The sequence below is a fragment of the Streptomyces sp. NPDC098101 genome (assembly GCF_044760185.1).
In the GTDB taxonomy this organism is placed as follows: domain Bacteria; phylum Actinomycetota; class Actinomycetes; order Streptomycetales; family Streptomycetaceae; genus Streptomyces.
In genome coordinates this window covers 710,423-736,815 of record NZ_JBIWAS010000004.1, presented here as the reverse complement: position 1 = coordinate 736,815, position 26,393 = coordinate 710,423, and the positions used below count along the sequence as shown (strand labels likewise).

The following is a 26,393-nucleotide window of genomic DNA, read 5'->3' as shown; positions in this document are numbered from 1 at the left end:
GGGTGTTGCGGGCAAGCCACAGGGGGCTACCGAAGAGGGGGAAACGTGATCGTCTGGATCAACGGGGCGTTCGGCGCGGGAAAGTCCAGCACCGCGCGTGAACTGGTCGATCTGATCCCGCACAGCACCCTGTACGACCCCGAACTCATCGGCGGGGCGATGGGCCGGCTCCTTCCGGCCAAGCGGCTCGCCGAGGTCGAGGACTACCAGGACCTGCCGATCTGGCGGCGGCTCGTCGTCGACACGGCCGCCGCCCTGCTCGCCGAGGTCGGCGGCGTCCTGGTCGTCCCCATGACCCTGCTCCGCCAGGAGTACCGGGACGAGATCTTCGGCGGGCTCGCCGCCCGCCGCATCGAAGTGCGCCACATCCTGCTCTCACCTGAGGAAACGATCCTGCGTCACCGGATCGACACCCGGGCGGAGTACGGCGATCCCGAGGCCGACGCCCGCGTCCGCGAGTGGTGTCACGCGCGCGTGGATCCGTACCGCGCCGCCCTCGGCTGGCTCGCCGCCGACGCGTACGCCGTCGACAACTCCGCGCTCACCGCGGCCGAGACCGCCCGGACCGTCGCCGACGCGGTCCGGGACGGGCTCGCCGCCCCCTGCGGGATCGTCCAGACGCCCGAACCGACCGGCGAGACCGTCGCCGCCGGCGTGCTGCTCTTCGACGAGCAGGACCGCTTCCTGCTCGTCGACCCCACCTACAAGCCCGGCTGGGAGTTCCCCGGCGGCGTCGTCGAGCCCGGCGAGCCCCCGGCCCGGGCCGGGATGCGGGAGGTGGCCGAGGAGATAGGCCTCGCGCTCGACGCCGTCCCCCGGCTGCTGCTCGTCGACTGGGAACGGCCCGAGCCCCCGGGGTACGGAGGACTGCGCCTCCTCTTCGACGGCGGCACCCTCCGCGCCGCCGACGCCGAGCGGCTCAGCCTGCCCGGCGCCGAACTGCGCGGCTGGCGCTTCGTCACCGAGGAGGAGGCCGCCGACCTGCTGCCGCCCGTCCGCTACCGGCGCCTCCGCTGGGCCCTGCGCGCGCGGGAACGCGGCACCGTCCTCAACCTGGAGGCCGGGGCGCCGGTGGGGTGACCCGCCGGACCGCCGGGACCGCCCGGGCCGTCAGGCCGCTTAGCCCGTCGGGCCACTCAGGACGTCGGGCCACTCAGCCCGTCGGGACCGCTCCGGCCGCCGCCGCGGCCCGCAGCCGGGCCGCCGTGTCCGTCACCACCGGCGCGCCGTGCCCGCAGCACAGCACCGACGGGTCGAGCTCCGCCAGCCTCCGCATCGACTCCAGGGCGAGGGCGCGATCGACGTGGAACACGCCGAAGGTGACGCCCCGGACCGAGGCCACCGTGTCCCCGGCGAACAGCACGCCGTGGCGGGGGAGGTGCACGGCGATCGAGCCGGGGGTGTGACCGGGGGCGTGGACCACCACGGCCCCGTCGCCGAAGCCGAGCTCCTCGCTATCCTCGACCTCCCGGTCCACCCGGGTCGGCGGCGCCTCCGGCACGGTCAGGCCGTGCTCGTACAGCGGGAGTTCCCAGTCCAGGAGGTCGGGCTCGGGGACCGGGGCCTCGCCCCGGACCACCGGCGCGTCCAGACGGTGCGCCACGACCTCGGCCCCGTGACGGTCCGCCAGCTCCCCGGCCGCGCCCACGTGGTCCCGGTGGCAGTGGGTCAGCACGATGCGGCGCAGCCGGTCCGGGTCCAGACCGGCCGCCCGTACGGCCGCCGCCGTCGCGTCCGCCGTGCCCGCCCAGCCCGCGTCGACCAGGGTCAGCTCCTCCTCGTCCCGCCAGAGGTAGGCCTGACCGATGGAGTGGTCGAGCACGTACAGCCGCGGGGTCACCATGAGGGGTTCCATGCGGCGAACCTACGCGTCCGCGCGGGTCCGCCGCCCGGTTCTACGCGTTCGGCGAGCTTCGCCGAACGCTGAACCCGATCGGAAACCGACGTACCGTCAGACCTGCTTCGAGCGCGCGTAGTTCACCAGGAAGTGCGCCTCGGCCACCGACAGGCGCTCCAGCTCCTCCGGCGACACGGACTCGTTGGGCGCGTGGATCTGCGCCTCCGGCTCGCTCAGGCCGATCAGCAGGATCTCCGCCTCCGGGTACAGCGAGGCCAGCGTGCTGCACAGCGGGATCGAGCCGCCGAGACCGGCCGTCTGCATCTCCTGGCCGGGGTACGCGACCCCCATCGCCTCGGCCATCGAGGCGTACGCCGGGCTCGACGTGTCCGCCTGGAAGGCCTGGCCCTGGCCGACCTGCTCCAGGGTCACCCGGGCGTTCCACGGCGTGTGGTTCTCGATGTGGGCGAAGAGCAGCTTCGTCGCCTCGGCCGCGTCCTGGCCCGGCGGCACCCGCAGGCTGACCTGGGCGCGGGCGGTCCTCGGGACGGACGGGGTGGCACCGGCCACCGGGTGGCAGTCGATGCCGACGACGGTGACGGCGGGACGCGCCCAGATGCGGTCCGCGACCGTGCCGCCGCCCGGCAGGTCCACGCCCGGCAGCACCTTGGCGTCCTGGCGGAAGTTCTCCTCCGGGTACTGGAGGCCCTCCCAGACCGCGTCGCCGGGCAGGCCGTCGATGACGGTCGAACCGTCCGGGCCGCGCAGCGAGTCGAGCACGCGGATCAGCGCGGCGAGCGCGTCCGGCGCGGCCCCGCCGAACTGGCCGGAGTGCAGGTTCCCCTCCAGGGTGTCGATCTGCACCCGGATCATCGTCATGCCGCGCAGGGTCGCGGTCACCGTCGGCAGGCCCACCCGGAAGTTGCCCGCGTCACCGATCACGATCGCGTCGGCCGTCAGCAGCTCGGGGTGCTCCTCGGCGTACCGCTCCAGACCGCCGGTGCCCTGCTCCTCCGACCCCTCGACGATCACCTTGACCGTCACCGGGACGCCGCCGTTCGCCTTCAGGGCGCGCAGCGCCAGCAGGTGCAGGACCACACCGCCCTTGCAGTCGGCCGTGCCGCGCCCGTACCAGCGTCCGTCGCGCTCGGTCAGCTCGAACGGCGGGGAGAGCCACGCCGACTCGTCCAGCTTCGGCTGCACGTCGTAGTGCGCGTAGAGCAGGACGGTCGGCGCGCCGGCCGGGCCGGGCAGGACGCCGTACACGGCCTGCGAGCCGTCCGGGGTGTCGAGCAGCGCCACGTCCTGGAAGTCCTCGGCGCGCAGCGCGTCCGCGACCCAGTTCGCCGCCGCCTCGCACTCGCTGCGGGGGGCCACGTTCTCGTCCGCCACCGACTCGAAGGCCACCAGCTCCGTGAGCTCCGCCTTGGCGCGGGGCATCAGGGACCGTACGGTCTCGGCGATCGGATTCGCGGTCATGGGCACGCTCCTGGTGGGTGCGACGTTACGACGGGAGAAGGGCGTCCGTCGCGTGTCGTGGCGCGGCGAACGCACCGTCGATCCTACGGCCGGGGCCCCGGCTACCGCGCCGTAGGATGCGTCAGGAGCAGACCCCCGGTCGGATCAGGAGCAGAAGCACATCGTGAGCAGCGAGCACGCAGGGAACGCCGGTCCGGAGAACACCGAGCCCGAGGGCGCGGCTCCTGAGGGCACCGGTGCGGAGGCGGCGGCAAGGGACGCGGGCCCGGACGGGGCCGCGGGCGGCGAGGAGGGTGCGGCTTCCGGCATGGACGGTACGGCTTCCGGCGAGGAGGGTGCGGCTTCCGTCGTGGACGGCGCGGGCCCGGATCCGGACGGCACGGCGGACGTCTGGGACGTCGTGGTCGTCGGCGCCGGACCGGCCGGCGCGTCCGCGGCCTACGCGGCGGCGGTGGCCGGGCGCCGGGTGCTCCTCCTGGAGAAGTCCGAGCTGCCCCGGTACAAGACCTGCGGCGGCGGCATCATCGGCCCCTCCCGCGACTCGCTCCCGCCGGGCTTCGAACTGCCCCTCCAGGACCGGGTGCACGCCGTCACCTTCTCCCTCGAAGGGCGCTTCGCCCGCACCCGCCGCTCGCGCCGGATGCTCTTCGGGCTCATCAACCGGCCCGAGTTCGACGCGCAGCTCGTCCAGCACGCGCAGAAGGCCGGCGCCGAGCTGCGGACCGGCGCCACGGTGACCCGGGTGGAGCAGCACGGGCCGGCGGTGCCGGACCGGCGGACCGCCGCCGTCGTCCTGGCCGACGGCGAGACGATCCTGGCGCGCGCGGTCGTCGGCGCCGACGGCAGTGCCAGCCGCATAGGCGCTCACGTCGGGGTGAAGATGGGCCAGGTCGACCTGGGCCTGGAGATGGAGATCCCCGTCCCGCCGTCCGTGGCCGAGGACTGGAAGGGGCGCGTCCTCATCGACTGGGGCCCGATGCCCGGCAGTTACGGCTGGGTGTTCCCCAAGGGCGACACGCTGACCGTCGGCGTCATCTCGGCGCGCGGCGAGGGGGCCGCCACCAAGCGGTACCTGGAGGACTTCGTCGCCCGGCTCGGCCTGGCCGGCTTCGAACCCTCCATCTCCTCCGGCCATCTGACGCGCTGCCGCACCGACGACTCGCCGCTCTCCCGGGGCCGGGTCCTGGTCTGCGGCGACGCGGCCGGTCTCCTGGAGCCGTGGACCCGCGAGGGCATCTCGTACGCGCTGCGCTCGGGCCGCCTCGCGGGCGAGTGGGCGGTGCGGGTCGCCGAGGCGAACGACGCGGTGGACGCGCGCCGCCAGGCCCTGAACTACGCCTTCGCGATCAAGGCGGGCCTCGGCGTGGAGATGGCGGTCGGGCGGCGGATGCTCGCCGTCTTCGAGCGGCGCCCGGGGCTGCTGCACGCCACGCTCACGGGCCTGCGGCCGGCCTGGAACGCCTTCGCCGACATCACCCGGGGCTCGGCCACCCTCGGCGGCATGGTCCGCTCGAACGGTCTGGCCCGGCGGGCCCTGGAGGTCCTGGACAAGCGGATGGACACCTCGTCCGGCGTCGGCCCGGCGGGCCGGGGCGTCACGGCGAAGGACCGGGACGCGTCGGAGCCGGAGGGCACGGACGAGCCGGGAGCCGTGCGGGGCGCGTCGGAGGACGCGCGGGAGACGAAGGGCACGGAGGAGACGAAGGGCACCGAGACGGGCGTCTGACCCTCCGCGCGGGGCGGTTCGGTACGGCCGCCGGGAAGCGCGATCGACTCGTACGGGCTCCGTCGGCCCGGTCCGCTCACGCGGCCGGGGCGGCGGAGCCCGTCGGCGTGATGCGGAAGACGGGGTGCTTCGGCGCGGCGGCGCGCAGTTCGGCGTCGGAGGAGTCCGGGCCGACCCCGTCGAAGAAGATGCCGACCTCGGCCTTCCAGCGCTTGAGGTAGGCGCGGAGCAGCGCGGGCTTGGCGTCGTCGGTGACCTCGACGGCCGTGAACTCCTGCACGTGCTTGCCGAGGTGCAGCTGTCCGCCGCCTGCGGCCCGCATGTTGTGGGTCCACTGGACGTGGCCGCGGGGGGCCACGAGGTACTGGACGCCGTCCACCGTCAGGAGGTTGACGGGGGTGCGGCGCCATTCGCCGCTCTTGCGGCCGCGGACGGCGAGCACACGGGAACCCCAGACGCTGATGCCTCGGCGGGTCATCCAGGCGACCAGCCGGTTGAAGACGTTCACGGTGAACCAGCCGGGCTTGATGACGTGGGCGCCGGCGGCGGGCTGGGCGGACATGGCTGCCTCCTGAGGGGTGAGGGGTGAGGGGTTCGGGCGGGGGCGTGTGCGGGGCTTTCGGCGGCGAGAGAAACGTGAGCAGTGCTCTCGCTTGAGATCAGTGTGCACGGTTCGCTGCTCACAATCAAGAGCGGTGCTCTCGTTTTGTTGCGCTGCTCTTATTCCGTTCCAGCGATCCATCTTGTTTCCAGCGCTCTCGTTTCATAGCGGTGCTCCGAAAGTGGCACACTGCTCTCCATGACGACCGTCCGAGGAGCCCGCGCTCGCGCCCGCATCGAGATCACCGCCGCCATCAAGGACGAGGCCCGCACCCAGCTCGCGGCCGAAGGTGCCGCCAAGCTGTCCCTGCGGGCCGTCGCCCGCGAACTGGGCATGGTGTCCTCCGCGCTCTACCGCTACTTCCCGAGCCGCGACGACCTCCTCACCGCCCTGATCGTCGACGCCTACGACGCGGTCGGCGCCGCCGCCGAGCGGGCCGCCGCCGACTCCGCCGGGCAGCGCCCGCTGGACCGCTGGACCGCCGTCTGCCGGGCGGTCCGCGCCTGGGCGGTCGCCCACCCCCACGAGTACGCGCTGATCTACGGTTCCCCGGTCCCCGGCTACAGCGCGCCCCAGGACACGATCGCCCCCGCCGCCCGCGTCGGTCTCGCCCTCGTCGAGATCGTCCGCCTGGCCCACACCGGCGAGGGCCTCGCCCTCCCCCCGCTCCCGGACGCGCTGCGGCCCGAGGCCGAGCGGATCGCCGCCGACCTCGCCTCGGACCTCCCCCCGGCCCTCGCCGTCGCGCTCGTCGCCGCCTGGTCGCAGCTCTTCGGCCTGGTCTCCTTCGAGGTCTTCGGTCAGTTCCACCGGGTCGTCGAGGACCGCGACGCCTTCTTCGCCGCGGCCGCCCGCCGCCTGGGCCAGGACGTGGGCCTGCTGCCGCGCGGCTGAACCGGCGCGGCCGCCGGACCTGGCCCGGCCTCCCGGCCGGGACCCCCCGACGTGCCGCGCGGCCGCCCGGTCGCCGAAGCGCCGGACGGCCACGCGTCCCCCCGTACCCCTCACGACGGTCAGTCGTGGAGGGCGACCTTCGCCGGGGCGTCCCCGGCGGCCGGACTGCCGGCGGTCACGTTCCCGGTGACCGCGTCCCCGGCGCCCACGTCCTCGCCGACCGCGCTCCCGGTCGCCGGGCCGCCGTCCGCGGAGCGCGCGACCACGACCGACCCGGCCGCCGCGACGCGCGGCCTCCGCAGTCCCGGCAGGGTGATGAGGAGTCCGGCGAGGGCGATGACCGTGACCACGGCCAGGCCCGGACGGAAGCCGTCCAGGACCGCCTGCGGGGAGGCGCTCCCGCCGTGTCCGCCGTCCGCGGTGATGACGGCGGTGGTCACGGCGAGGAAGAACGCGCCGCCGACCTGGATCGAGGTGTTGAGCAGGCCCGAGACCATGCCCTGCTCGCGGTCGGCCACGCCGTTGGTGGCCTGGATGTTGAGCGAGGGGAAGACCAGGGCGCAGGCCGCGCCGATGAGCAGCATCGACGGCAGGATGACGGCCGCGTACTGCGGGACGAGCGAGACGCGCAGGAAGAGCGCGTATCCGACGACGAGCAGGGTGAAGCCGGTCGCGATCGTCCGGGGCGTGCCGAACCGGTCCACGATCCCGCCGATCTTCGTGGACGAGAGGGCCACGAGCACGCCGGCCGGGAGGAAGGCGAGCGCCGTCTGGAGCGCGGACCAGCCGAGCAGCGACTGCATGTACTGGGTCACGATGAACTGGAAGGCGACGTACGAGCCGAAGAACGCCGCCGCGCCGAGCTGGGCCCGGACCTGCGAGCCGGAGCGCAGCACCCCGAGCCGCACCAGGGGGCTCGCGCTGCGCCGTTCGATCAGGACGAAGGCGACGAGGAGGGCGGCGGCCGCCGCGAAGGACAGCAGGGTGCGGACGGAGGTCCAGCCCGCCTCGGGGGCCTCGACGACAGTGAAGACGAGCAGCAGCATCGCGGCCGTGCCGGTGACGGCGCCCGGCAGGTCGTAGCCGCCGGAGGAGTCGTCGCGGGAGCTGTGCGGGATGAGGCGCAGCGCGAAGACGAGGGCGATCAGGGCGACGGGGGCGGGGAGCAGCATGGTCCACCGCCAGCTCAGCTCCGTGAGCAGCCCCGACAGGACGAGGCCCATGGAGAAGCCGGTGGCGGCGCAGGTGGTGTAGATGGACAGGGCCCGGTTGCGCTGCGGGCCCTCCTTGAAGGTGGTCGTGATGATCGACAGTCCGGCGGGGGCGGTGAAGGCGGCGCTGAGGCCCTTGACGAACCGGCTGGCGATGAGGAGCGGTCCGGAGTCGACGAGTCCGCCGAGCAGGGACGCGACCGCGAAGACGGCGAGCGCGATCAGGAAGACCCGGCGCCGGCCGAGCAGGTCGGCGGCGCGGCCGCCGAGGAGCAGCAGTCCTCCGTAGCCGAGGATGTAGCCGCTCACGATCCACTGGAGGGTGGCGGTGGACAGGTCGAGGTCGGCGGCGATCGAGGGCAGGGCGACGCCGACCATCGAGACGTCGAGGGCGTCGAGGAACATCGCGGCGCAGAGCACGAGCAGGGTGCCCCAGAGGCGTGGACTCCAGCGTTCCTGGACGGAGCGGGGCGCGTCGGTGAGCGGAGAGGTCATGACCCGAGACAGTACATGCATGTGCATTGAGTGCAAGCGCATTTAATGCATGTGCAACAAAGAGGGTCGTTTCTGCTAACGTTCGGCCATGGCAGCGAACAAGTCCGAACGCGCGCTCGTGGACGAGTGGCGTGACGTCCTCGCCCTGCACGCCCGTACGACCTGTGAGCTCGACCGGGCCCTCCATCCGCACGGGCTCGGCGCCAGCGACTTCGAGGTCCTCGACGTCCTCGCCGAGAACGCCTCCCCGGACGGCCCGGCGGCCTGGCGCGTCCAGGAGCTCGCCGGCCGGGTCCACCTCAGCCAGAGCGCGCTGTCCCGGCTCGTCGCCCGCCTGGAGAAGGACGGCCTGGTCGTCCGGGGGATGTGCCCCGAGGACCGGCGGGGCGTCCAGGTGAGGCTCACCGAGGAGGGCCTCGCCCGCCACGCCGAGGTGAAGCCCCTCCAGCGGGAGGTCCTGACCCGGATGCTGGACCGGTCTTCCTGAAGCGCACGCGCGCGTGACACCCTGACGGCGTGATCATCAGGGTGAGCGAGGCGCGGGTGCGTCCCGACCGCTTCGAGGCGTTCCACGACATGATCGTCTCCGCCGTGCGCGAGTTCCCCGCCCGCCATCCGGGTCTGGTGGACCACGAGGTGCTGCTCGCACCGCCCGACGCGCTGCTGTACGTCAGCCGCTGGCGCGACGAGCGGGCCCTGGTGGAGTACGCGGGCGAGCACTGGCGCGACCGGCCCGTCGTCCTGCCGGGCGAGGAGGAGTACCTCGTCGAGCCCCTCCGCGTACGGCACTTCACCCTCGCGTCCCTGCGGTGAGGGACGCCCCGCCCGGGGACGACAGGGACCTGCTCCGTTGGGTGATCGGCGTACTGCTGGTCCTCCCGCACCTCGTCGCCGGCTTCCTCTGCTTCTCCGCGGTCCGCACCCGCCGGGCCACCCCGGCCCCCTCCCACCGGGCCGCCCTGAACCGCCGGTGGCTGCTGCCCCCGACCGCCCTGATGCTCGTCGCCGGGGCGCGCCTGGTCCTCCCGGCGTAGCCGAACACCACGGAAAACCCGGTCGAGTTCGTCCCGGACGGGCCGTACTCTGGCCCGCATGGCCCACGCGAAGACCTCGTACGTCTGCCTGCCCTGCCGGGCCTCCTACAAGCAGCCCTACGGCGGTGACCGCGAACGGATCTGCCCGCGCTGTGCCGAGCCGTTGATCCACGTGGGTTCCGCCTTCGCACCGCCGCGGCGGCGCGACACCGCCGCCTGGCGGACCCTGTCGGTGCTCGTGAACGCCGGTGTCCGCTTCCACAAGGGCTGCTGCGGCGGCCCCGGTTATCGCCCGCGCACGCTCGGCGAGGTGCGCGAGCGGATGGCGTACGCGCGAAGGACCGGCGAACCGTTCGCGCGGGCGCTGGTGCGCCAGGAACTGCCGTAGCCCTTGGTGCGCCGGGCGACCGCGCCTGTCCGGCGGACCGGTGTCGGGTGGGCCCTAGTTGGCGAACCCGCCCTTCGGCTGGATGATCTCCAGATTGGTGCCGTCGGGGTCGTTGAAGTAGGCGACCTCGGTGCCGAGGGCCGCGTCCGGGGTGACCTCGCCCGCGAGGAAGGTGTAGGGGGCGCCCAGAAAGTCGTACCCCGCCTCCTCCATCCGCCGGTGCACCGCGTCGAGGTCGTCGACCTTGAAGCAGAGGTGCATGGAGCCGGGGCGGTTCGCCCGGCCGTTCGTGCGCTCGCCCACCGGGTCGCGGAACTCGATGAGGTCGATGCCGAGGCCGTCGATGTTGATCGTCGCGTACCGCAGTTCCGCCACCGGCAGCCCCTGCGACCGGCCGAACGGCACGCTGTTCATCGTTCCCTGCGCAACGGGCTCCCGCCCGGTCAGCGCCGTGTAGAACGCGATCGAGGTGTCCAGGTCCGAGACCGAGATCCCGACGTGGGCGGCCTGGGTGAGGTGCATCGAGGTGTCGGTGACAGCCATGGAGGGTTCCCTCTTCCCGGCCCCGTGGGGGGCCATCCGGGACCCATTCTTCCGAGAGTGCGGCATCGCGCATCCCGTCGCGCCGGAGCGGGTGCTCAGGCCGCCCCGGCGGGCTTGGCGTCCCGGGCCCAGTAGCCCATCACGGCGGCCCCGGCGGCGAGCACCGCGACCGTGGTCAGCGCGGCCGGCAGCGAGAACCAGTCCGCGAGGAAGCCGATCGAGGGCGGGCCGAGCAGCATTCCGCCGTACCCGAGGGTGGACGCGGTCGCCACCCCGCCGGGGCCGGCGATCGCGCCGGCGCGGGCCACGGCCACGGGGAAGATGTTGGCGAGGCCGAGACCGGTCACGGCGAAGCCGAGGAGCGCGGCCCAGACGGTCGGCGCGAGCGCGCCGAGCAGCATCCCCGCGGCGGCGGTCGCACCGCCCGCGACCAGGGTGCGGGTCTGGCCGAGCCGTTCGAGCAGCGCGGTGCCGGAGAGCCGGCCCGCGGTCATGGTCAGCGCGAACACCGAGTACCCGGCGGCGGCCACCCCGGGGTGGGCGTGCAGGTCCTGGGTGAGGTGGAGGGCGCCCCAGTCGGCGAGCGCGCCTTCGCCGTACGCCGTGCAGAGTGCGATCACCCCGAAGACGAGGACCGTACGGCGCGAGGCCGGGGTGCCCGGTCGCGCGCCGGGCGCGGCGGCCGGTGTCGGAAGGGCCTCGGGCGGGGCGGGGGAGGGGTGGTGCAGGAGGACGGGCCCGGCGACGCCCGTCAGGGCCAGGCCGACGAGCGTGAGCCCGAGGAGGTGGACGGTGGGGGAGAGGCTCCCGGCGAGCAGCCCGCCGAGCCCGGCCCCCACCATGCCGCCGAGGCTGAACGCGGCGTGGAAGCTCGGCATCACGGGGCGCCGCAGCGCGGTCACGACGTCCACGGCGGCGCTGTTCATGGCCACGTTGATGCCGCCGTACGCGGCGCCGAAGACGAGCAGGACCAGGCCGAGGGAGAGCGGCGAGCGGGTGAGCGGGGGCAGGGCGACGGAGAGCGAGAGGAGTACGGCGGTGGCGACGGTGACGGCGTGCGAACCGTACCGGCGGCAGAGCCGCCCGGTCAGCGTCATGGTCACCACGGCGCCCGCCGACACCCCGAGGAGCGCGAGTCCGAGGTCCCCGGCCGAGGCGCCGGTCTGCTCCTTGACGGCGGGGATGCGGACCACCCAGCCGGCGAACAGGAAGCCGTCGAGTGCGAAGAAGAGGGTCAGGGCGGAGCGGAGGCGGGACAGGGAGCGGGAGGCGGTGTCTCCGCCGGAACCCCCCGATACGGCCGTCCGTACTTTGTTTAGTAGCGGCACAAACTCAGGATAGGGGCGGGCGGCGAACGAATCAACCGGGCCGGGGGCCGCGCCCGCGCCGGGAGGCCGGGACCCCCGACAGCGGGACGGCAGCAGGATCGGGACCCGGACCCCGGGCGCGGGCCCCCGACCCGGACTCAGGGACCAGGCCCCCGACCCGGGAGGTCAAGGGCGCCGTCCGATCATGGGAGACTCGCCCCCATGAACGGCAAGGCGACGACGACCCGGACACGGCTGGACAGGGGGCGCAACGCGCTCGGACCCGCGCTCGAGCTGGTGCACACCGGCAGGGCGCCGACCCGGGCCGTCCTCACCGCCGAGCTCGGCGTCACCCGCGCCACCGCGGGGGCCGTCGCCGCCGAGCTGGAGGCCCTCGGCCTCATCAGGGTCGACTCCAACCCCGGTGCCGCCGCGGGCTCCCAGGGCCGTCCCTCGCACCGGCTCGCCGTCGACGAGAAGGGTCCCGTCGCCCTCGCCGCGCAGGTCCACCCGGACGGCTTCCGGGCCGCGCTCGTCGGCCTCGGCGGCACGATCGTCGCCACGGCTCCCGGCAGCGTCGTCGTCTCCGCCGACCCCGCCCAGGTCCTCGGGGCCGTGGTCGACGCCGGAGCGGCCCTCCTCCGGGAGAGCGGCCGCCGCTGCGTCGGCGCCGGCCTCGCCGTGCCCTCAGCCGTGGCCGAGCCCGAGGGCACCGCCCTCAACCCCCTCCACCTCGCCTGGCCCGCCGGGGCCCAGGTCCGGCAGATCTTCGCCGAGCGGGTACGGGACGCCGGCATCGAGGGCCCCGCCTTCACCGGCAACGACGTGAACCTCGCCGCCCTCGCCGAGCACCGCCACGGCGCGGGGCGCGGCGCCCGGGACCTGCTCTGCGTGGCCACCGGCCACCGGGGCGTCGGCGGCGCGCTCGTGCTCGACGGGCGCCTGCACACGGGCAGCTCGGGCCTCGCCCTGGAGGTCGGCCACCTGACGGTGAACCCGGAGGGCCGCCCGTGCCACTGCGGCGGCCGGGGCTGCCTCGACGTCGAGACCGACCCGCTCGCCTTCCTCACGGCCGCCGGCCGCGTCCCCGGCCCCGAGGTCTCGCTGCTCCAGCAGTCCCGCGACCTGCTGCGCACCGGCCCGGACGACCCCGGCGTCCGGGTCGCGGTGGGGGAGCTGATCGACCGCCTCGGCCTCGGCCTCGCCGGTCTGGTGAACATCCTCAACCCGGACCGGATCATCCTCGGCGGCCTCCACCGCGAACTCCTCGACGCCGACCCCGAGCGCCTCCGCGCGGTCGTCGCCGACCGCAGCCTCTGGGGCCGCAGCGGCGGCGTGCCGATCCTCCCCTGCACCCTCGACCACAACAGCCTGGTGGGCGCCGCCGAACTCGCCTGGCAGCCGGTCCTGGACGACCCCCTGGCCGCCCTCTCCCGCGAACCGGTCTGAGGGAGCCGCCCGACTACTCCGGGCGCCCTTCGAGCAGCGCCGCGAGCCGGTCCAGGGCCATGCGGGTCCCGGTCTCGTTGTCGGCGGCGGGGATCGCGTCCGGAACGCCCTCGTGGACGACCAGGACCTCCGTGCCGCCGCCCGCCGGGACCAGGGTCGTCGTCAGGGTCATGGCGCCGTGCAGCAGCGGGTCCGCCGTCTCGAACTCGACGATCTCGACGATCCGTTCGTCCGGCACCAGCTCCACGAAACGACCGTGGTACGTGTCCGTGCGCGGCCCCGACTTCCCGGCGCCGTCCTCCCCCTCGTACCGCAGCGAGACCCGGAACGCGCCCCCTTCGCGGGCGTCGAAATCGTGCACCCGGCAGGTCATCCCGTACGGCACCCGCCAGCGCGCGACGGCCTCCGGGTCGAGGAGCGTCCGGTAGACGTCCAGGGGCGGGGCATCGACGTGGCGGGACACGCGCGTGGTGTACACCCTTCCCAGGCTAGGGCCCGGACGGCGCTTCCGCCCGGAACCGACCGCCGACCCGGGGCCGCCCGCCGACTTGCGAACCGACCGCCGCCCCCGGGCCGGGCCTCCTGCCAGGGGCCGGATCTCCCGCCCGAGGCCGGACCTCCCGCCCGGGCCGGACCTCCTCCCCGGGCCGCGCTTCCCTCCGGGGCCAGCCACCCGGCCCCGCCGAAAACCGGTGGGCCCGTCCGGCCGTACGACGTACCGTTCCGCCCCATGACCTCCTCCGATTCCGCCCTTTCCCCGCGCCTCGGCGGCCTCACCTTCCACGGGCCGCTCTCCGAGGCCCGCGCCGCCCGTCTGCTGGGGCGGCTCGCCGCCGCCGGGCCCGCCGACGTGCTCGACATCGGCTGCGGCTGGGGCGAGTTGCTCCTGCGCCTGCTCGACGCCGTTCCCGGAGCCGAGGGGGTCGGGATCGACGTCAACGGCGAGGACCTGGCCCGCGGCCGCGCCCTCGCCGAGGAGCGCGGGCTCGCCGGCCGGGTGTCCTTCGTCGAGGAGTCGGCGCTCGGCACCGACCGTGGCCCCGTCGACGCGATCCTCTGCCTCGGGGCCAGTCAGGCACTCTGCGACCCCGACCTGCCGCACGACCCCGCCGCCGCCCTGCGCGAACTCCGCCGGCTCGTCCGGCCCGGCGGCCGCGTCGTCCTGGGGGAGGGCTTCTGGGAGCGCACCCCCACCGCGACCGAACTGGCCGGCATGTGGCCCGGCGCCCGCGCCGACGACCACCTCTCCCTCGGCGCGCTCGTCGACCTCGCGATCGAGGCCGGGTTCCGGCCCGCGTGGATCGAGACGGCGAGCGCCGAGGAGTGGGAGGAGTTCGAGTCCGGCTACCGGTACGACACCGAGGTCTGGCTCGCCGCCCACCCCGGCCACCCGCTCGCCGCCGAGACGCGCGAACGCGTCGACCGGCAGCGTTCCGGCTGGCTGAACGGCTATCGGGGCGTCCTCGGCATCGCCTATCTGACCCTCGTCGCCGTGGCCGGGGACTGAGCCCTCCCGCCGGTCCGGGCCCTCAGCCCGCCCGGCCCGCCAGGACCGGACGGGCGGCGGCCACCGCGGGGGCCGGGCTCAGGACCGGATCGGCCGGGGTGCCGAGCGGCACGGCGGGCACCCGCTCGTACCCGGTGAAGGGGCCCTCGGTCGCGGCGCCGTACACGACTTCCTCGCGCGTCTCGACGGGGCCGCCCACGGGCGGCGCCGCGAGGACGAACCACACGACCTTCCCGTCGTCCCCGCACGGCCGGACGCCCCAGCTCTCGCTGACCGCCCCGACGAGGGCGAGGCCCCGGCCGGAGGTCGCGAGGCCGTCGGCCGGATCGCCCGCCCGGTCACCGGCCTGCGGCAGACGGGGATCGTGGTCCCTGACGGAGACCGTGAGGCGGTCGAGCAGCAGCTCGATCTCCACGGTGCACCGCTTGTCCGGCCGGGCGTGCCGGTGGACGTTGGTCAGGAGCTCGGTGACTCCCAGCAGGGCATGGTCGACCAGGGCGTCGAGATGCCAGTGGCGCAGATGCGCCGAGACAATCCTGCGGATCTGTCCGATCCGCTGCGGCAGGGCCTGGAGCTCCACCGCGTAGTACCTGCTCGGTTCGCTGATCACGGCTGCGACTCCCCGAAGTAGTCCGGAAGAAGACGAAGATTCGGATCTCTCATGCGGTACGGCGGGGCGGTGACCACGACGTACTGTCACCACCTGTCAACCCTCGGTGAGGTCCTTCCAGCGTGGGCCAGGGGTGACCGTCCCGCAACTCACGGCGAACCGTGCCGGGCCGGCGGGCCCCGAGGGGCGCCGCGCGGCTCCGGCCGTCAGAAGCTGTCAGTGCCGTCAGAAGCCGTCAGAGCCGTTCGTGCCGTCAGCGCCGTCCCGCCGCGCGCTTGAGCGCGGCGAGGAAGCGTCCCGACGCCTCGGGCTCCTCCGACCGCTCCGGCCCCGTGGGCTCCGCCGCCCCGCCGTCGCGGCCCTTCCCGTGCAACGTCAGCCGGTACCGGGTGCCGTTCACGGTCGCCACCGCCTCGTCCGGCCCCGCGAACCACGGGCGTCCCGCCCGTACCGCCGTCACCGGCGCGCTGTCGATCTCGCTGCCGTAACTGGTGAGCAGGGCGAGCCGCCCGCCCTCGATCCGCACCTCGCCCGCGCGCGTCAGCGAACGCGGCCAGCGCGTGATGCCCACGCCCCTGGCGCTGAACTCGGGTTCCGTCATGCCGATCCGCCCCTTCCCCGCCCGTCTCCCCGGGCCGCCGCTCCCAGTGTGCCGGGCCGTCTGCGACCGCACCAGTGGCCCTCTCGCACACCCTTCCGCAAGTCTTCCCTATGGAAGGTCAAAGGGAACGTTTGCCCAGGTGGGAGCGGTATCGTCGGCAGTGGAGCACCCGGGGGAGCGCCCCCGGGGAAGCGATCGAGGAGAAGCGCGGATGAGCACCACCCGGCACAGTGCGCACAACGATGCGGCGGCCCCCGCCGGGGGCGCCGCCACGGCCGCGGCGACCATGGACGTCGACCGCAGCGATCCCGTCTACCGGGCCTGGCTGAAGGAGGCCGTCCGCAAGGTCCAGGCCGACGCCAACCGCTCGGCCGACACCCACCTGCTGCGCTTCCCGCTCCCCGAGCGCTGGGGCATCGACCTCTACCTCAAGGACGAGTCCACCCACCCCACCGGCAGCCTCAAGCACCGGCTCGCCCGCTCCCTCTTCCTGTACGGCCTGTGCAACGGCTGGATCCGGCCGGACCGGCCCGTCATCGAGGCCTCCAGCGGCTCGACCGCCGTCTCCGAGGCGTACTTCGCGAAGCTCATCGGCGTCCCCTTCATCGCCGTCATGCCCCGCACGACCAGCCCCGAGAAGTGCCGGCTCATCGAGTTCCACGGTGGGCGCTGTCACTTCGTCGACGACTCGCGCACCATGTACGAGGAGTCCGCCGCCCTCGCCGAGCGCACCGGCGGCCACTACATGGACCAGTTCACCTACGCCGAGCGGGCCACCGACTGGCGCGGCAACAACAACATCGCCGAGTCGATGTACCAGCAGCTCCGCCTGGAGCGCTACCCGGAGCCGGCCTGGATCGTGGCCACCGCGGGCACCGGCGGCACCTCGGCGACCATCGCCCGCTACGTGCACTACATGCAGCACGACACCCGGATCTGCGTCGCCGACCCGGAGAACTCCTGTTTCTTCGACGGCTGGACCCACCACGACCCGCACGCCACCGCCGACTGCGGCTCCCGCATCGAGGGCATCGGCCGCCCCCGCATGGAGCCGAGCTTCGTGCCCGGGGCCGTCGACCGCATGATGAAGGTCCCCGACGCGGCGAGCGTCGCCGCCGTCCGCGCCCTGGAGACCGCCATCGGCCGCAAGGCGGGCGGCTCCACCGGCACCGGCCTGTGGAGCGCCTTCAAGATCGTGGCCGAGATGGTCGGGCAGGGGCGCACCGGTAGCGTCGTCACCCTGATCTGCGACCCCGGCGACCGCTACCTCGACAAGTACTACTCCGACGACTGGCTGGCCGCGCAGGGCCTCGACATCGCCCCGTACGCCGCCGCTATCGAGAGCTTCCTGGCGACGGGGGCCTGGCCGGAGTGAGCCGCCGGTCGAGGCGGCGCGCCGCGCCCCGGAAGGACCGCCCGAGGCCCGGCCGCGCGAGCCGCAGCCCGAGACGGAACGGGGCCGGGCCGTCGGCGGCCATGGTCCACCGCAGCAGCGTGCCCCGCCCGGCGGGGGAGAGGGCCCACTCCTCCGCCATGGCCGTCACCCCGGGCGCGTTCGTCGCGTCCACCCGGTAGGCGTAGCGGACCTCGGGCTCGGCGGCCAGGATCGTCTCCTCCAGGGCGATCCCGCCCCGCAGCCGGACGCTGCGGCCGGCCCCGTCGCCCGTCGGGACGGCGGAGACGAGGGCGGTGAACCAGGAGGGCGTACTGCCCACCTCCACGGCCAGGGAACGGTAGACGGCCGCGGGCGGGGCGGCCAGCGTCGCCGTGAACACCAGGCGGACGGGCGCGGACGCGGTGAAGTCGAGCTCCACCGGCCTCAGTCGGCGTGCCATGGACCGGACCTCCGGGGGCGTGGACGGAAGGAGCACCCTAACTGACTTTCCGTCAACAGCACAGGGAGCGGGGGCGGTCGACGCGCAGAGCACGCCGAGGCGAGGGTTCCGGAAACGGCCACGCCGAGAGCACCCCGGCCGCCGCCTCGCCGAAGGCCCCGCCCTCGCGGCCCCCGTCTCAGGCCCTCCGTAGCAGCCCGTCCAGCGCCCGGCCGAACACCGTCCGGCCCGCCCGGGCCAGTACCGGATCGAGGGCCCGCGGCACGCCCCGTACCGTCAGCTCCTCCGTCCACACCACCCGGCAGCCGCCGCCCGGCGCCTCCGTCACCTCGATCAGCGCCCAACCCCGCACGACACGGCCGTACTTCTCCAGGCGGCACGCGCCGGGGCGGCCCGCCGCCGGGGGCTCCCAGCGGACCACCTCCATCGGGTCGTCGAAGGAGAGGCGGCCGATCCCCGTCCGGGCGGTGAACCGGGTCCCCGCGCCGTTCGGCCCCGGCGTCAGCACCCGCGTCCGCGTCAGCGGCACCAGACGCCCGTGCGCGGGCCAGTCCGTGAGCCGCCGCCACGCCTCCTCCGGCGCCAGCGGCACGGTCCGCTCGACCCGGAAGGGGCTCACGCCCGCTCCTCGCCCGCCACCACGAGCCCCGGCACGTGCTCCGCCACCTCCGCCCGCACCCCCTCGGACAGGCCCCGGTCCGTCACCCAGGTGTCCACCTCGTCCAGGGCGGCGAACGAACTCAGCCCCACCGTGCCCCACTTGGTGTGGTCGGCGACCACCACCACCCGGCGCGCCGAACGCATCAGGCAGGTGTTCGTCTCGGCCTCCGCCAGGTTCGGCGTCGACAGACCGGCCTCCGCCGAGACGCCGTGCACCCCGAGGAAGAGCAGGTCGAAGTGGAGCGAGCGGATCGCCCGGTCCGCCACCGGCCCCACGAGCGCGTCGGACGGCGTCCGCACCCCGCCCGTCAGGACGACCGTCGCCGCCCCCCGCCGCGACTCGCCCGCGCCGCCCGTCCGCCCCGCCTCGTGGAACACGTCCGCGACCCGCACCGAGTTGGTCACCACCGTCAGGTCCGGCACGTCGAGCAGGTGCCGGGCCAGCGCGTAGGTCGTCGTCCCGCCCGACAGGGCGAGCGCCGTGCCCGGCGTCACCAGGGCCGCCGCCGCCCGCGCGATCTCGTCCTTGGCGCTCGGTTCGAGCACCGACTTGGCCTCGAAGCCCGGCTCGTGGGTGCTCGCCTCGACCACCGGGACGGCCCCGCCGTGCACCTTCGCCAGGACGCCCTGCCGGGCCAGCGCGTCCAGGTCGCGGCGGATCGTCATGTCCGAGACGCTCAGACGGCGGGTCAGTTCGTTGACCCGTACACCGCCGCGCCGCCGGACCTCGTCGAGGATCAGGGCGCGCCGCTGCTCCGCGAGGAGGTTCTGGTTGTCAGTCACCGCCGGGGCCGGTCCTTCCGCAGGAGACAAGGGATGGGAGATGGGGGGATGGGGGTGAAATTCGGTGAGAGGCCGTGCGCGGCCCTCCGGCCGTCCGCGATCCTGTCTCCGACGTCGCATCTTCCCACTCCGCGAGGGAGCCGCCCCAGTGTCCCCTGCCACACCCGTCCCGGAGAGCGGGGACGCGGCGCTCGAACTCCTCGTCCACGGAGTCGGCGGAGCCACCCCCCAGGACATGCTCGACGACCCCAGGACCGTACGGATCACCGGCGACGGCACCGCCGCCGTGTACCGGCGGACCGAGGACGCCGACGCCGAGGACCACCCCGAGCGGTACGCCGGACGCCCGGTCCCGGAGGCGTACTGCTGGTCCAACCTCACCTCCGGCGACGGCACCCGCGCCCTGTGGCTGCTGCTCCTGCCCTTCATGGTCGCCAACCTCGCGCACTGGATGCGCCCGCCCGGCCGGGGCGGCTCCCGGCTCGTCCGGTTCTACGGGGTCCTCGTCCGGCTCGTCGCCCTCACCCTCACCGTCCTGCTCACCGCCGCCGCCTGCGAGGTCGCGCTCGACCTGACGGCCTGGCAGTGCGCCGCCGCCCCCGCCTGCGTCGACTCCGCCTCCTGGCTGGGCTTCCTCTCCGCCGAGCGCGGCGGCTGGTGGTCCGTGCCCGGCCGCCGCCTCGCCGTCGCCGCCCTCGTGCCGACCGTCCTCGTCGGCCTGCTCTGGTACCTGTCCAACCGCACGTGGAGCGCGTACGAGGCCCAGCGCCCGCCCACCGGCTACGACAACCCGCCGCCGACGCCGGGGGACACCACGGTCGACGCGGGGTCCCGCGCCGCCCTCGGCCGCCCCGGGTTCTGGTACGGCCGCCGCATCGTCGCCCGGCTCAGGGCCGCCCACACCGCCGCCGGGTTCCTGACCGTCGCCGCCGCCCTCGTCACGGCCGCCGCCCGCCACGACACCGCCGCGCCCGGGGCCGGAGCCGTCCCCGGCCGGATCCTCCAGGCCGCCGTCGCCGCCTTCGCCCTCGTCGTCCTCTGGGTCGTCTGCCGGCGCGGGCGCAGCGAGAACCGCCTCGACCTGCGGCTCGAACGCGTCCTGGTCTCCTGGCTGCCCGGCGCCTCCCTCGCCCTCCTCGCGCTCGCCGCCCTGTACGCCGGCTGGTCCCGCCCCGGCTGGACCTCCTCCGGAACCCTCCCCGGAGACGCCGTCTTCAGCGCCCTCACCGTCGCCCAGGGCGCCCTCGTCGTCGCCCTCGGCGCGGTCGCCCTCCTCCTCCAGCGCCCCCGCCGGGACCCCCGTACGGCCCTGCGCGGGCTCGGCGGGCCCGCCGTCGCCATGCTCGCCTGCGCCCTCGGCGGGGTCATGTCCGGCGGCGTCGCCCAGCGCGTCGCCGACTGGCTCGACGGACCGGCCACCCCCGGCATGGGCGACCCCGGGCCCCGGATAAGCCCGCCCGTCCTGCTCAGCTGGCAGGCGTCCGTCATCCCCGTCCTGCTGCTCCTCCTCGCCGTGCCCGCCGCCCTGCTCGTCGCGCGGACCCTGCTCGCCGCCCGGCGGCTGCGCCCCGAGGTCGAGGCCGACTACGCCGCCGCCGACGAACGCGACCCGGTCCGTACGGGACAGATCGCGACCGGCAGGGCCCGGGCGGCGCTCACCGACTCCGCGCCCGTCCTCGTCGGCGTCGTCTCCGGCGCCACCCTGCTCCTCGGCGCCGCCTCCGTCGTCGGCGCCTGGGCCAGCGGGAACGTGCCCGGCCGGGCCTTCGACGGCGCCCATCCCGCCCTCGCCTCCCTGGCCTCCGCCACCCAGGCCCTCGGCTCCTGGATGATCGGCTTCGGCTTCCTGCTCTTCGTCACCTGGGGCCGCCGCGCCTACCGGGATCCCTCCGCCCGCCGCACCATCGGCATCCTCTGGGACGTCGGCACCTTCTGGCCCCGCGCCGCCCACCCCTTCGCCCCGCCCTGCTACGCCGAGCGCGCGGTCCCCGACCTCACCTGGCGGATGAGCTCCTGGACCCGGCGCACCGGCGGCCGGCTCGTCATCTCCGGGCACTCCCAGGGCAGCGTCCTGGCCGCGGCCGCCGTCTGGCAGATCGAGCCCGCCACCCGCCGCCGGGTCGCCCTGCTCACCTACGGCTCACCCCTTGAGCGGCTCTACGGACGCTGGTTCCCGGCCTACTTCGGCCCCGAGGCGCTGCGCTCCCTGAACCGCACGGTCCACTGCTGGAGCAATCTGTACCGCGCCACCGACCCGATCGGCGGGCCCGTACGGGTCCTCGCAGAGGACGGGCGGCCCGCCGTCGACGAGCCGGTCCTGCTCGACCCCGTGGCCTACGGGCGCACCCGCGACCACCCGCTGCCCGAACCGATCCTGGGCCACTCCGACTACCAGGCCGACCCGGGCTTCTCCCACTGCCGGGGCGGCCTCCTCGCCCGGCTCCCGTCCGCCCTGCCCCGGCAGCGCGGAGCAGGGGAGCCGCCGGAGCGGGACGCGCCGGGCCGGGGGGATCCCGGTCAGGGAAGCTCGGGCAAGTCGTCCGGATAGAGCAGGGTCAGGTCGTCCGTGCTCGGCTCGGCGAGCGCGGCGACCCGCCCCGCGTGCCGCTCCACCATCGACTCGAAGGTCTGCCGCGCCGTGCGCCCGTTGCCGAAGGCCGGGCCCTTCGGCAGCTTCGCGAAGTAGGCGAGCAGCCCCTCGTCCGTGCCCGGGGCGAGCCGGTACTCGTGCTCGTCCGCCTGCTGCCCCACGATCCGCAGCAGCTCCTCCGGCTCGTAGTCGCCGAAGGTGATGGTCCGTGAGAAGCGCGAGGCCACCCCCGGGTTCACGGTGAGGAAGCGCTCCATCTCCGCCGTGTACCCGGCGACGATGACCACCACCGCGTCCCGGTGGTCCTCCATCAGCTTCACCAGGGTGTCGATCGCCTCGCGGCCGAAGTCGCGGCCCGAGTCCTCCGGCGACAGCGCGTACGCCTCGTCGACGAACAGCACCCCGCCGCGCGCCCGGTCGAAGGCCTCCTGGGTGCGGATCGCCGTCGAGCCGATGTGCTCGCCGACCAGGTCCACCCGGGACACCTCCACCAGGTGCCCGCGCTCCAGGACCCCGAGCGAGGCGAGGATCTCGCCGTACAGCCGGGCCACCGTGGTCTTGCCCGTGCCCGGGTTGCCCGTGAAGACCAGGTGGCGGCGGACCGAGGCCGCCTTGAGCCCGGCCTCCTGGCGCCTGCGCCCCACCTCGATCATGTTGGTGAGGGTCCGCACCTCGTGCTTGACGCTCTCCAGGCCCACCAGGGCGTCCAGTTCGCCGAGCACGTCCTGCGAGGAGCGGGCCTCCGGGGCGGGCTCCGGCGCCGGGGCGGCCGGGGGCCGGGAGGCCGGTACGGTGCCGAGCAGCCCGGCCGTCCGCGTCTCCGTCAGGACCGTGCCGCCGGCCGGGGAGGAGCCGGACGCGGAGGAGGCGGGCACGGAGGAGCGGACCGCGCTCTCGTCGCTGGTGCACTCCTCGGCGACCGCGCCCTCCTCCGGGAACTCGTAACCGCCGCGCGCGCACCGCTCCGTACGGCACTTGCGCAGGGTCGTCCGGCAGCCGTCCGTGACGTGGAAGCCGTATCCGCCGCTGCCCGTCACCCGGCAGCCGTGGAAGGAGCCGCGGCCCTCCGCCGACACGTAGAAACCGGCCTCGGCGGGCGAGGTGACCGTGCACCGGTCGATCGTGGGGTCGGCGCCCTTGGTGACGATGACCCCGGTCTGCACGGAGTCGATCGCGCAGCCGGCCAGGGTGCCGCCGCTGCCGTGGTCCCGGAACCAGGCGCCCGTGGACGCCTCCCGGATGCGGCAGTCGTCGAGCTGGGCCGTCGCCCCGTCGCTCACCGACACCGCCGTGTTCCGCACCTGGGACAGGTCGCTGTCGACCACGTCCACGCGCGAGCCCCGGTCGAGGACGAACAGCGCGTCCGGCACGTCGTGCACCCGGCAGGCGTCGAGGACGGCGGTCGCCCCGTCGCTCACCCACACCGCCGGGTAGTCGCCCGTGCTGTCGTGGATCTCGCACTGGTTGGCGTCCACCCGGGTGCCCGGGTCCCACACCGACAGGCCGTTGCGGCCGAAGCGGCGGACGGTCGACCGGGTGAGCGTCAGGACCGAGCGGGAGCGCAGGTCCACCGCGTTCTCCGGGATGTCGTGGATGTCGCAGTCGGAGAGGGTGAGGACGGCGTCGGTGTCGAGGGTGATGCCGTCCGCCGACGTGCGGTGCACCGAGGAGTCGGTGAGGTGGGCGGTGGCCCGGGACGCGATCTGGAGCCCGGCGCCCTTGATCTCGTACACCTCGCAGCCCACGCCCTCCAGGGCGCTGCCCTCGCCGGTGACGGCGATTCCGGCGCCGGAGGCGTGGTGCACCCGGCAGCGCTCCAGGCGCGGGTGCGCGCCGCCCCGCACCGAGACGCCCGCCTGCCCGGCGGACACCACCTCGCACTCCTCGAACACCCCGCCCGCGCCGTCCAGCACGGCGATGCCGATCCCGGCCGCGTTGTCCACGGTGCAGCGGCGGACCGTGGGCCGGGCCGCGCCCCGCACCTCGATCCCGGCGGCCGAGCGGGTCATGATCCGCAGGTCGAGCAGCTCGGGCGTGCCCTCCTCGACGAGCAGCGCGGGCGCGGCCACGTCCTGGCCCTCGATGTGCAGGTCCTGGAGGACGACGGAGGCGCGGACGGTCAGCGGGACCCCGTCCGGGGGCGCGATCCGGACCGGGCCGGTCCCGCCCTCGGGGCCGCGCAGGGTGACGGCCCGCCGCACCACCAGGTTCTCCCGGTAGGTCCCCGGGGCGACGGTGAGCACGTCCCCGTCGCCCGCGGCCTCCAGGGCGGCGGCGAGGGAGGGGTACTCACCCGTGCGGCGCCGCCACCTCGATGTGCCGGTGTGCGTCACCTGGACCGTGCCCTGTGCCATGGGTGTGTCCTGCCCCCGTCGTGCCTTGCCGCTGATCCGATGCCCCACCGTAGCGCGCGCGGCGGCGTGGGGCCGACGGGTCGCGTACCCCCGTCCGTACCGGAAACGCGCGGGTGCCCGGGGTGCGTCACCGCCGGTCCGGGGCGGTCCGGAGCGGTCGGACCCGGTCGCACCCGGTCAGCTTCCGGTGCCGGTGCGGCCCCAGTCGGGACCGACCGCGGCCCACGCCCGGTCGAGGCGCGCGTACCGCGTCAGGACGAGCCTGCGGACCGCGAGCCGGCGGACGGTCTCCACCAGGAGACCGCTGAGGAGCGCGGCCGTGAGCCCGGCGGTGATCGCGTGGGCGCGGGCGGTGTCCGCGCGCATCGGCGGCGTCACCGGGCGCCCGTCCCGGTCGGTCCACAGGGAGAAGGTGTCGCCGGGCGCCGAGTGCCGTCGGAACGTCGTCACCGTTCCCGTACGGGGCGACCCGTCCGGGGCGGTCCAGCGGGCCACCACGGAGCGGCGCAACCGCTCCTCCCCGCCGGACTCGGCGGTCCCGGTCCCGGTGCCGCTCGCGGGCGGGTCGGCGGGCCGCAGCACCCGGGCCGTCGTCTGCGTCCGCCGCTCCTCCTGGACGCGGACCGCGACCCGGAGCGAGTCGTGCGCGGACGCGCCGGCGATCCAGCCGGCCAGGGGCACCCCGACGCAGAACAGCACGACGGCGGTGAGGGCGACCCACGCCTCGACGAGGTCCGTGGTCCGGCGCAGGGGATTGTGCCGCCAGCGCCGGAGTCCCAGGGCTGCGCGCACGTCCGGACCCCCTCGTCGTTCGCCGCTTCTCCGACTCCTCCGACGAGTGTGCCCCGGGGGCGGGTTCCCCGCCCGGCGGGCCGGTGAAGTGTGACGCGCGCCCCGCCCGGGGGAGGGTCAGTCGAGGATCTTGACGGCGTCGCCGACCCGGACTGTGCCGGGGTGCTCGGGGACGAGGTTCTGGCCGAAGACGACCCGGCCGTCGCTCTTGCGGTGCCGGGCGAGGGTCCGCAGCGGCTCCTTGCCGCGCGCGGCGGTGAGCTGGTCGGTCGTGGTGACGACGCACCGCCCGGAGGCCCGGGCGATCCGGAAGGTGACCTCTCCGACGGCGATCCGGGTCCAGGCGTCCTCCGCCCAGGGCCCGGTCCCCTCGACGACCAGGTTCGGCCGGAACCGGTTCATCGGCAGGGGGCCCTCCTCGGCCCGGTCGCCCCGGGCGATCAGGGAGTTGAGGGCGTCGAGCGAGGCGGTGGTGGTGACGAGCAGCGGATAGGCGTCCGCGAAGCTCACCGTCTCGCCGGGCAGCGCGTACACGGGGTCCACCGGGCGCCGGTGCTCGGGCGCGTCCATGTGGACGAGCCGGAAGTCGCCCTCCAGGAAGGCCGAGAGCCACGCGGCCGCGCCGGAACCGGCGGGGACCGCCTCCACGGGCCGGTCGAACACGTCCACCGTGACGGTGGCCGAGGGGTGCGGCACCTCGACCGCCAGCGACGGGTGCCCGTCCGCCGACAGGACGACCCCGCCGCCGGGCAGTGGTTCGGCCGTGGCCAGCGCCATCCGGGGGTGACGGCGCTGGGTCACGACCTTGCCCGCCGCGTCGACGACGGTCCAGCGACGGTCTCCGGCCAGCCCCCAGGGCTGTACCTCGGCCTCCTGGTACGTCAGCGCGCGCATGGACTTCACCGGGTGGACGTGGACGGAGCGGAGTGCGGGAGTGGACATGGAGTCATCCTGCCAGCCGCTCCGGCCCGGGGGCCCGCCGGTTTACGGGGGCGGTCAGTAACCCCCGCCCTGGTAGGGCCGGTTGTACGGGTCCGCGTACGGGGCGGGGGCCGGGACCGGGGCGGGCCGGGGCGCCGCCGGACGCATCGCCTCGTAACCGGCGGCCGCCGGACGGGGCTGCTGCGGGTACGGACCGCCCGGGTAGCCGCGCGGGGCCGACGGCTGCTGCGGGATGTACGGGGCGGGCGCCTGCTGCAGGGGCACGGGGGCCATCTGCGGCGAGGGCTGGGGGTAGCCGTAGCCGCCGTTGTAGGCGGGGGCGGGCTGGGGGGTGGACGCCGCCGGGAGGGCGGGCAGCGCCGAGGGGAGCGCCGGCAGGTAGGAGCCGCTTCCACCGGTGGGGAAGCTGCTGCCGGTGTCGTAGGCGGCGGGCACTCGGATCGGGGCGATCTGAGGCGTGCCCCGCTCCGCGACCAGGGAGTCGTAGATCGGGGTGTCCGGGAAGGACGGCGCGGTGTGGTAACCGCCTCCATAGGTGGAGCGGGGGGAGGTCATGGCACATAAGTTAAGCCCACGATGTGCCGCTTGGGGAGACCGATTAGAAGGTTGTTTGACGGGCTTCGTGACGCGTCGGATCCCCAATCCGAGCGAACGTGACAAAAACGGACGGCTTCTTGTCTCAAGATCACGTAAAACCCGAGTTCGGAGGGGGTTACCGGTGGGTCGGGGGTGGGACGGGGGCGGGGCAGAGCCGA

General features: G+C 74.8%; 27 protein-coding genes. 11 read left to right on the top strand and 16 right to left on the bottom strand.

Features of this window, described 5'->3' with window-relative positions:
* Positions 1-45: 45 nt before the first annotated feature.
* The gene (locus ACIQVI_RS21600) at positions 46-1,080 is read left to right on the top strand and encodes an NUDIX domain-containing protein (protein WP_351973178.1); all 1,035 of its coding nucleotides are present in this window, start codon (positions 46-48) and stop codon (positions 1,078-1,080) included.
* A gap of 73 nt (positions 1,081-1,153) precedes the next feature.
* Here the strand turns inward: ACIQVI_RS21600 and ACIQVI_RS21595 are convergent, their stop codons facing one another.
* Positions 1,154-1,855 carry an MBL fold metallo-hydrolase gene (locus ACIQVI_RS21595; RefSeq protein WP_403598173.1) on the bottom strand — a complete coding sequence of 234 codons (702 nt, stop codon included), beginning with the start codon at positions 1,853-1,855 and terminating at the stop codon, positions 1,154-1,156.
* Between the two features lie 96 nt (positions 1,856-1,951).
* The gene (locus ACIQVI_RS21590) at positions 1,952-3,316 is read right to left on the bottom strand and encodes a dipeptidase (protein ID WP_403598170.1); all 1,365 of its coding nucleotides are present in this window, start codon (positions 3,314-3,316) and stop codon (positions 1,952-1,954) included.
* A 163-nt stretch (positions 3,317-3,479) separates the two neighbouring features.
* Here ACIQVI_RS21590 and ACIQVI_RS21585 point away from each other — a divergent pair, with 163 nt between their 5' ends.
* Positions 3,480-5,042 (top strand): geranylgeranyl reductase family protein, encoded by a 1,563-nt coding sequence (locus ACIQVI_RS21585; RefSeq protein ID WP_351973175.1) that lies wholly within the window; start codon positions 3,480-3,482, stop codon positions 5,040-5,042.
* A 76-nt stretch (positions 5,043-5,118) separates the two neighbouring features.
* Here ACIQVI_RS21585 and ACIQVI_RS21580 read toward each other — a convergent pair whose 3' ends face one another.
* Complete coding sequence (locus tag ACIQVI_RS21580; protein WP_403598167.1) at positions 5,119-5,604, bottom strand: nitroreductase family deazaflavin-dependent oxidoreductase; 486 nt, start codon at positions 5,602-5,604, stop codon at positions 5,119-5,121.
* 237 nt (positions 5,605-5,841) lie between these two features.
* Here ACIQVI_RS21580 and ACIQVI_RS21575 point away from each other — a divergent pair, with 237 nt between their 5' ends.
* Positions 5,842-6,537 carry a TetR/AcrR family transcriptional regulator gene (locus tag ACIQVI_RS21575; RefSeq protein ID WP_403598164.1) on the top strand — a complete coding sequence of 232 codons (696 nt, stop codon included), beginning with the start codon at positions 5,842-5,844 and terminating at the stop codon, positions 6,535-6,537.
* Positions 6,538-6,656: 119 nt separating this feature from the next.
* Here ACIQVI_RS21575 and ACIQVI_RS21570 read toward each other — a convergent pair whose 3' ends face one another.
* Entirely contained in the window at positions 6,657-8,243 is a 1,587-nt protein-coding gene (locus ACIQVI_RS21570) for an MFS transporter (RefSeq protein WP_403598161.1), read from the bottom strand.
* An 88-nt stretch (positions 8,244-8,331) separates the two neighbouring features.
* On the opposite strand from ACIQVI_RS21570, the gene ACIQVI_RS21565 reads away from it, so the two are divergent.
* The 4 genes from ACIQVI_RS21565 to ACIQVI_RS21550 are packed head-to-tail and all read left to right on the top strand — an operon-like array spanning position 8,332 to position 9,665.
* On the top strand, positions 8,332-8,730 hold the full coding sequence (locus ACIQVI_RS21565) for a MarR family transcriptional regulator (protein WP_351969496.1): 399 nt from the start codon (positions 8,332-8,334) through the stop codon (positions 8,728-8,730).
* 29 nt (positions 8,731-8,759) lie between these two features.
* Positions 8,760-9,056: an antibiotic biosynthesis monooxygenase gene (locus tag ACIQVI_RS21560; protein WP_351969495.1), complete on the top strand. Its 297-nt coding sequence runs from the start codon at positions 8,760-8,762 to the stop codon at positions 9,054-9,056.
* A 41-nt stretch (positions 9,057-9,097) separates the two neighbouring features.
* Positions 9,098-9,277 carry a hypothetical protein gene (locus tag ACIQVI_RS21555; protein WP_403598156.1) on the top strand — a complete coding sequence of 60 codons (180 nt, stop codon included), beginning with the start codon at positions 9,098-9,100 and terminating at the stop codon, positions 9,275-9,277.
* 58 nt (positions 9,278-9,335) lie between these two features.
* Positions 9,336-9,665 carry a deoxyxylulose-5-phosphate synthase gene (locus tag ACIQVI_RS21550; protein ID WP_402441174.1) on the top strand — a complete coding sequence of 110 codons (330 nt, stop codon included), beginning with the start codon at positions 9,336-9,338 and terminating at the stop codon, positions 9,663-9,665.
* A 54-nt stretch (positions 9,666-9,719) separates the two neighbouring features.
* Here ACIQVI_RS21550 and ACIQVI_RS21545 read toward each other — a convergent pair whose 3' ends face one another.
* Positions 9,720-10,208 (bottom strand): VOC family protein, encoded by a 489-nt coding sequence (locus ACIQVI_RS21545; RefSeq protein WP_351969492.1) that lies wholly within the window; start codon positions 10,206-10,208, stop codon positions 9,720-9,722.
* A gap of 95 nt (positions 10,209-10,303) precedes the next feature.
* Positions 10,304-11,536, bottom strand: a complete 1,233-nt coding sequence (locus ACIQVI_RS21540) for an MFS transporter (RefSeq protein WP_403598153.1) — start codon at positions 11,534-11,536, stop codon at positions 10,304-10,306.
* A 201-nt stretch (positions 11,537-11,737) separates the two neighbouring features.
* Here ACIQVI_RS21540 and ACIQVI_RS21535 point away from each other — a divergent pair, with 201 nt between their 5' ends.
* Positions 11,738-12,964, top strand: coding sequence for an ROK family protein (locus tag ACIQVI_RS21535; RefSeq protein WP_403598151.1), 1,227 nt, complete (start codon positions 11,738-11,740; stop codon positions 12,962-12,964).
* A 13-nt stretch (positions 12,965-12,977) separates the two neighbouring features.
* On the opposite strand, the gene ACIQVI_RS21530 is transcribed toward ACIQVI_RS21535, so the two are convergent.
* Positions 12,978-13,442: an SRPBCC family protein gene (locus ACIQVI_RS21530; RefSeq protein ID WP_351969489.1), complete on the bottom strand. Its 465-nt coding sequence runs from the start codon at positions 13,440-13,442 to the stop codon at positions 12,978-12,980.
* Positions 13,443-13,694: 252 nt separating this feature from the next.
* On the opposite strand from ACIQVI_RS21530, the gene ACIQVI_RS21525 reads away from it, so the two are divergent.
* Entirely contained in the window at positions 13,695-14,471 is a 777-nt protein-coding gene (locus tag ACIQVI_RS21525) for an SAM-dependent methyltransferase (protein WP_403598147.1), read from the top strand.
* Positions 14,472-14,493: 22 nt separating this feature from the next.
* Here ACIQVI_RS21525 and ACIQVI_RS21520 read toward each other — a convergent pair whose 3' ends face one another.
* The gene (locus tag ACIQVI_RS21520; protein WP_351969487.1) at positions 14,494-15,081 is read right to left on the bottom strand and encodes an ATP-binding protein; all 588 of its coding nucleotides are present in this window, start codon (positions 15,079-15,081) and stop codon (positions 14,494-14,496) included.
* Positions 15,082-15,334: 253 nt separating this feature from the next.
* A complete protein-coding gene (locus ACIQVI_RS21515) occupies positions 15,335-15,682 on the bottom strand; it encodes a hypothetical protein (protein WP_403598142.1) in 348 nt (115 codons plus the stop codon).
* Positions 15,683-15,893: 211 nt separating this feature from the next.
* Between ACIQVI_RS21515 and ACIQVI_RS21510 the strand changes: the two genes are divergently transcribed.
* The gene (locus ACIQVI_RS21510) at positions 15,894-17,057 is read left to right on the top strand and encodes a PLP-dependent cysteine synthase family protein (protein WP_403598139.1); all 1,164 of its coding nucleotides are present in this window, start codon (positions 15,894-15,896) and stop codon (positions 17,055-17,057) included.
* Here ACIQVI_RS21510 and ACIQVI_RS21505 read toward each other — a convergent pair.
* The 3 genes from ACIQVI_RS21505 to ACIQVI_RS21495 form a co-directional block, all read right to left on the bottom strand.
* Positions 17,017-17,517: an SRPBCC family protein gene (locus ACIQVI_RS21505; protein ID WP_403598136.1), complete on the bottom strand. Its 501-nt coding sequence runs from the start codon at positions 17,515-17,517 to the stop codon at positions 17,017-17,019. The genes ACIQVI_RS21510 and ACIQVI_RS21505 overlap by 41 nt on opposite strands.
* 178 nt (positions 17,518-17,695) lie before the next feature.
* Positions 17,696-18,136 carry an SRPBCC family protein gene (locus ACIQVI_RS21500; RefSeq protein WP_403598133.1) on the bottom strand — a complete coding sequence of 147 codons (441 nt, stop codon included), beginning with the start codon at positions 18,134-18,136 and terminating at the stop codon, positions 17,696-17,698.
* Positions 18,133-18,960 carry a DeoR/GlpR family DNA-binding transcription regulator gene (locus ACIQVI_RS21495; RefSeq protein WP_351969482.1) on the bottom strand — a complete coding sequence of 276 codons (828 nt, stop codon included), beginning with the start codon at positions 18,958-18,960 and terminating at the stop codon, positions 18,133-18,135. Before ACIQVI_RS21495 ends, ACIQVI_RS21500 begins: the two co-directional genes overlap by 4 nt.
* A gap of 148 nt (positions 18,961-19,108) precedes the next feature.
* Here ACIQVI_RS21495 and ACIQVI_RS21490 point away from each other — a divergent pair, with 148 nt between their 5' ends.
* Entirely contained in the window at positions 19,109-21,508 is a 2,400-nt protein-coding gene (locus ACIQVI_RS21490) for a hypothetical protein (protein ID WP_403598129.1), read from the top strand.
* Here the strand turns inward: ACIQVI_RS21490 and ACIQVI_RS21485 are convergent.
* From ACIQVI_RS21485 to ACIQVI_RS21470, 4 genes are all read right to left on the bottom strand, one after another.
* Positions 21,478-23,904 carry a right-handed parallel beta-helix repeat-containing protein gene (locus ACIQVI_RS21485; protein ID WP_403598126.1) on the bottom strand — a complete coding sequence of 809 codons (2,427 nt, stop codon included), beginning with the start codon at positions 23,902-23,904 and terminating at the stop codon, positions 21,478-21,480. The genes ACIQVI_RS21490 and ACIQVI_RS21485 overlap by 31 nt on opposite strands.
* Before the next feature lie 177 nt (positions 23,905-24,081).
* Positions 24,082-24,696, bottom strand: coding sequence for a hypothetical protein (locus ACIQVI_RS21480; RefSeq protein ID WP_403598123.1), 615 nt, complete (start codon positions 24,694-24,696; stop codon positions 24,082-24,084).
* A 117-nt stretch (positions 24,697-24,813) separates the two neighbouring features.
* Complete coding sequence (locus ACIQVI_RS21475; protein WP_403598120.1) at positions 24,814-25,638, bottom strand: MOSC domain-containing protein; 825 nt, start codon at positions 25,636-25,638, stop codon at positions 24,814-24,816.
* A gap of 54 nt (positions 25,639-25,692) precedes the next feature.
* The gene (locus tag ACIQVI_RS21470) at positions 25,693-26,193 is read right to left on the bottom strand and encodes a DUF6643 family protein (RefSeq protein WP_351969477.1); all 501 of its coding nucleotides are present in this window, start codon (positions 26,191-26,193) and stop codon (positions 25,693-25,695) included.
* Between the last annotated feature and the right edge of the window lie 200 nt (positions 26,194-26,393).